This is a genomic window from Haloferax profundi, from assembly GCF_001469865.1.
Lineage (GTDB): Archaea > Halobacteriota > Halobacteria > Halobacteriales > Haloferacaceae > Haloferax > Haloferax profundi.
Genome location: NZ_LOPV01000579.1, coordinates 1 through 4,109, shown reverse-complemented (window position 1 = coordinate 4,109; position 4,109 = coordinate 1). Strand labels below are relative to the sequence as shown.

4 protein-coding genes and 1 pseudogene are annotated in these 4,109 nt (G+C 58.0%); 3 read left to right on the top strand and 2 right to left on the bottom strand.

Annotated elements, in window-relative coordinates; genetic code table 11:
• Positions 1-297 (bottom strand): annotated as a pseudogene (locus AUR66_RS17075) (hypothetical protein); the annotation flags it as partial.
• Positions 298-640: 343 nt separating this feature from the next.
• Between AUR66_RS17075 and AUR66_RS17070 the strand changes: the two are divergent.
• From AUR66_RS17070 to AUR66_RS17060, 3 genes are all read left to right on the top strand, one after another.
• Positions 641-1,003, top strand: a complete 363-nt coding sequence (locus AUR66_RS17070; RefSeq protein ID WP_058573380.1) for a hypothetical protein — start codon at positions 641-643, stop codon at positions 1,001-1,003.
• Positions 1,004-1,109: 106 nt separating this feature from the next.
• On the top strand, positions 1,110-1,583 hold the full coding sequence (locus tag AUR66_RS17065; RefSeq protein ID WP_058573379.1) for an Lrp/AsnC family transcriptional regulator: 474 nt from the start codon (positions 1,110-1,112) through the stop codon (positions 1,581-1,583).
• A 207-nt stretch (positions 1,584-1,790) separates the two neighbouring features.
• The gene (locus AUR66_RS17060) at positions 1,791-3,566 is read left to right on the top strand and encodes an acyl-CoA dehydrogenase family protein (protein WP_058573378.1); all 1,776 of its coding nucleotides are present in this window, start codon (positions 1,791-1,793) and stop codon (positions 3,564-3,566) included.
• Positions 3,567-3,600: 34 nt separating this feature from the next.
• On the opposite strand, the gene AUR66_RS21435 is transcribed toward AUR66_RS17060, so the two are convergent.
• The gene (locus tag AUR66_RS21435; protein ID WP_157533200.1) at positions 3,601-3,738 is read right to left on the bottom strand and encodes a hypothetical protein; all 138 of its coding nucleotides are present in this window, start codon (positions 3,736-3,738) and stop codon (positions 3,601-3,603) included.
• Positions 3,739-4,109 lie beyond the last annotated feature (371 nt).

Here is a 4,109-nt window from a genome sequence, read left to right as displayed (position 1 = left end):
TTCTGCACCACGAGCACCCTCCGCGTCGGCCGGCGCCGAGTTTCCAGTCAGTGCATCGTGCCGCGCCCGCGAGAAGCGAGCGAGCCGGTAGAGGAGGTAGCTGAACACGGCAAACGCGAGCAGTTCGACGAGATACAACTCGGCGAGTTCGACGAGTGTCAACTGTTCGACGATGGCGCTCTGGGTCGCACTCAAGACTGCGAATGCGAGTACGAGGGTCACTGCTGGCATCGTCACGAGGACGAGGCCGAACGCCAGTGCCCACACACGCTCGTCTTCGAGTTGTTTTCGGACCATCAGCTCACCCCGCCCGACTGGGCAGCCGACTGTTTGTGACTCCGATAGGATGGTTGTCGTTCGTGTCCATAGCCATACTCTGTTCCCGCATGAACATAAAGAAGTGCTATTTTTTACCGATATGGTAATATAATGTTGAGATAGTACCAGTATGTGATTATAACGGGGTTCCGTTCGGCACCGCAGCGAATTGCGCTTCTGCGTCGCTCATCGAACGTTTCGCCTCGCTCGTCGGGGCCGACCCGCGACTGAACGACACCATCCAGTCGGCACTCGTCTTCCTGTTCGCAACGGTGGGAGTCGCACTGAGTGTCGTTCTCCTCGCCTCGTAACATACAGAATCATGCCCAAATCAATCGACACTACTGTAGCACCGAAATACGACTCCCTCGTCACGATGCTGCGCGACCGGTTCGACGACGACCTTCGGTGGGTCGCGCCGTTCGACACACCGACGTACAACTACACGGTCCACTACATCCGTCCGGACCTGAAAACCGACCTGTCGCCCCACGACTTCGACGTGGTCGTCCACCGGTCGATTGCGCTCTTCAGACGTCCGTACGTCGAAGAGGTCTACGCACATCTCGGGAACGTGAAATCGCTCGTCCTCGAACACGACCGAGCGGCGGGCAACGACATCGTGATTCCTGAGTTCACAGACGAGCGTCTCACCGCGTTGTTCTCAGAGGAGGCTGTGAATTGAACGGCCCGAAGACGCTGTTCGCAGTTCACGGTGAAGTGCCTCGCGAACAGACGTTCAGTCCCCTCCGAACCACAATGATTTCGGTACGTCGTCTCGAGGTGCGACTATGACTCTCAAGGGACTCGACGAACTCGACAGACGGATTCTCCACGAGCTCCAGCGAGACGCGAGACACGTCTCGTCTCGAGATATCGCCGAGCAAGTGGACGCGTCCCCGAGTACGGTGCGAAAACGCATCCAGCGACTCGAATCTGAAGGGATCATCACCGGATACCACGCGGCGGTCGACTACAAGAAAGCAGGCTATCAACTCTTCATGCAGATGGAGTGTACCGCAGAGATTCCTGTTCGAAGAGGCCTCTGTACCGATGCGCTCGATGTAGCAGGTGTCGTGGGTGTACGCGAACTCGCTACCGGGGAGAACAACGTCTTGGTGACGGCTATCGGAACGGATTCGACCGACCTCGCGCGAATCGCGCGAGAACTGAGTGACCTCGGACTTCGCGTCTCTGACGAAGACCTCATCCAGCGAGATGTGAGACGGCCGTTCTCGGAGTTCGACCCCGAGGACGAACCCTGATTTGATTTTGGTGGGTCGCACCACTGTGTGAGTTGGCCTCGCCAATTTCTGTTCGGTTCTCTGTCACTGGTCGTTCTCGACCGGGGGAACTGTCTCCGTAGCTGTGCAGCATAGATAATTCCCACGCGTGTGACACCGACGACGGGTTGGTCGATACCCACCGAAACGACCACTGAATTTACACGAACCGGTGCTGTTTGGTGACATATGCCGAACGACGGGTCTACGACAGGGGCACAGGAGGACGGGCAGGAAAGCAACTATTGGCGTTGTACGCCTCCGCTTCGAGCAGCAGCCCGACGAGTGTATCCGAACGGTGAATTCGAGTGGGCGAAGAGCCAACTCGACCAGTTCGGTGAAATCGTCGGAGCGGTCGTCAAAGAGAACTCCGACATCGTGGACGACCACGGACCGAAATTGCACACCTACGATGCATACGGCGAGGTCCAGAACGAAGTCGAGTACCACCCTGCACAGAGAGAGAACGAACGCCTCGTCTACGAGTCTGGTATCGTCGCCGACGCGTTTACGCCGCCGTCGGACCGTGACGAACCAGTTGGACTCATCCACACTCTGACGATGCAGTTGTTGCTCTCGTACGTCGACACTGGCCTCGTCTGTCCCGTCTCGATGACCGCTGGAGCAGCGCTCGTCTTGCGAAACCACGACACTGACGACCACCTAGACGACTACCAGTCCGCGCTCACCAGTCGTTCGTACGATTCTCTCGTCGAAGGGGCGATGTTTCTCACCGAAGAACAGGGTGGGAGCGACGTGGGAGCGACAGAAACCGTCGCAGAGCCGCTCGATAGCACTGACGACCCCTCCAGACGGTACGAACTGACGGGCGAGAAGTGGTTCTGTAGCAACATCGATGCAGATGGCACACTCGCACTCGCACGCCGACCTGACGCTCCGGAGGGAACGAGCGGACTCTCGCTGTTTCTCGTCCCCCACGAGACAGAAGATGGAACGCTCAACGACCAACTGTATCGTCGATTGAAAGACAAACTCGGGACGATTAGCGTGCCGACCGGCGAAGTCGAGTTCCGGGGTGCCGAGGCGTACCTCGTCGGCGAACCCGAACGAGGGTTCAGGTACATGGCGACGATGCTCAACTGGGAGCGTATCACGAACGCCGTCGGTGCTGTGGGGATTATGGGTCGCTCACTCGTCGAGAGCAAACGTAAAGCAACGAACCACGAGGCCTTCGGCAAGGAAATCAGAGCGTATCCGCTCATGAAGCGTGACCTCGTCGACATGGCAGTCGACTTCGAGGCAGCACTCGCGTTTACGATGGAGGCCGGAAAGTGGTTCGACCGGTACGAACGTGACCACGAGAACCGCGAAGCGTATCGGTTGATGCGCGTGTTGACGCCGGTTGCGAAGTACCGAACTGCACGGATGGCAGTCGACACTGCCTCCTACGCGATGGAGATTCAGGGTGGAAACGGCTACGTCAGCGACTTCGTCACCCACAGACTGTACCGCGACGCGCAAGTGCTTCCGATATGGGAGGGCACCTCGAACATCCTCTCGCTCGACCTGCTTCGGACGTTCGAGAAAGAAGCGGCCCACGAGGCCCTCGTGTCCCACGTCGATGCACTCCTCTCTACTGTCGACCACCCTGCCCTCGACGAACTCACTTCTGTCGTCGCCGACGAGTTCTCCACACTTCAAACCGCAATCGAGACACTCGCAGACGCGGACGACGACTACGCTCAACACGAGGCAAAACGACTCGCTGAGTACGTCTTCGACGTGGTCACTGCGAGTCTCTTGATGTCGAACGCACAGCGCGAACTCGACGAATCTGGGGACGCCAGAGCGGTACTCGTGGCAACGCACTTCGTCCAAACGACGCTTCGAGAACCAGACGGACGGGGTATCATCGACGGCGACGCACTCGCGCTGGCGCACTTCGACGCCATCGTCGACTACGAATCCGTCGACCCAGATTCGCTCGTGGACCGACACGCATAGTGGGACACGCCGCAGGGCCCGTTTGGACCTGCGCTCACCGACTGAACAGTTCGTCGAGATGTTCTGCGCCGTATCGAAGCGCCGTCTGGTCGGGAACTGTCACGATGTGGACTGCCTCGACGTATCCATCACGTTGTTTCGTAATGGCGCTCGCGAGGGTAGTCGGATTCACCTCAACCAGTTGATACCAAAGATTAAGTAAACCAATTCCCATTGACATATGCCGTTATCAGGGGCACACCACTGGCCTGGTCGACTCCGAAGAGTTGACCGGCCACCTTACGCTTCAGCTATCTTCTGACGGCCGGGACGCAAATGCGAAACGTCCGAGTCGTGGTTCGACCTGCGAACGAGACGAAAAGACGAAGGCGGGAGACGAGACAAGTGTGTGATACTTATTTCAGGGGTGGCTGAGGTTGTACACACATGGTCTCCCGACGAATTGGTGCCTTCCTTACCATCCTCGTCCTTCTGAGTGGGCTCTCTGTCGTGGCCGGTGAAACGATTACTTCGCCACCAACGATGACAGTGACAAACGAAGAC

Bases quoted from the DNA above. Each gene is read 5' to 3' on its own strand.
- AUR66_RS17070 (WP_058573380.1), top strand. From the start codon at position 641: ATGCCCAAATCAATCGACACTACTGTAGCACCGAAATACGACTCCCTC.
- AUR66_RS17065 (WP_058573379.1), top strand. From the start codon at position 1,110: ATGACTCTCAAGGGACTCGACGAACTCGACAGACGGATTCTCCACGAG.
- AUR66_RS17060 (WP_058573378.1), top strand. From the start codon at position 1,791: ATGCCGAACGACGGGTCTACGACAGGGGCACAGGAGGACGGGCAGGAA.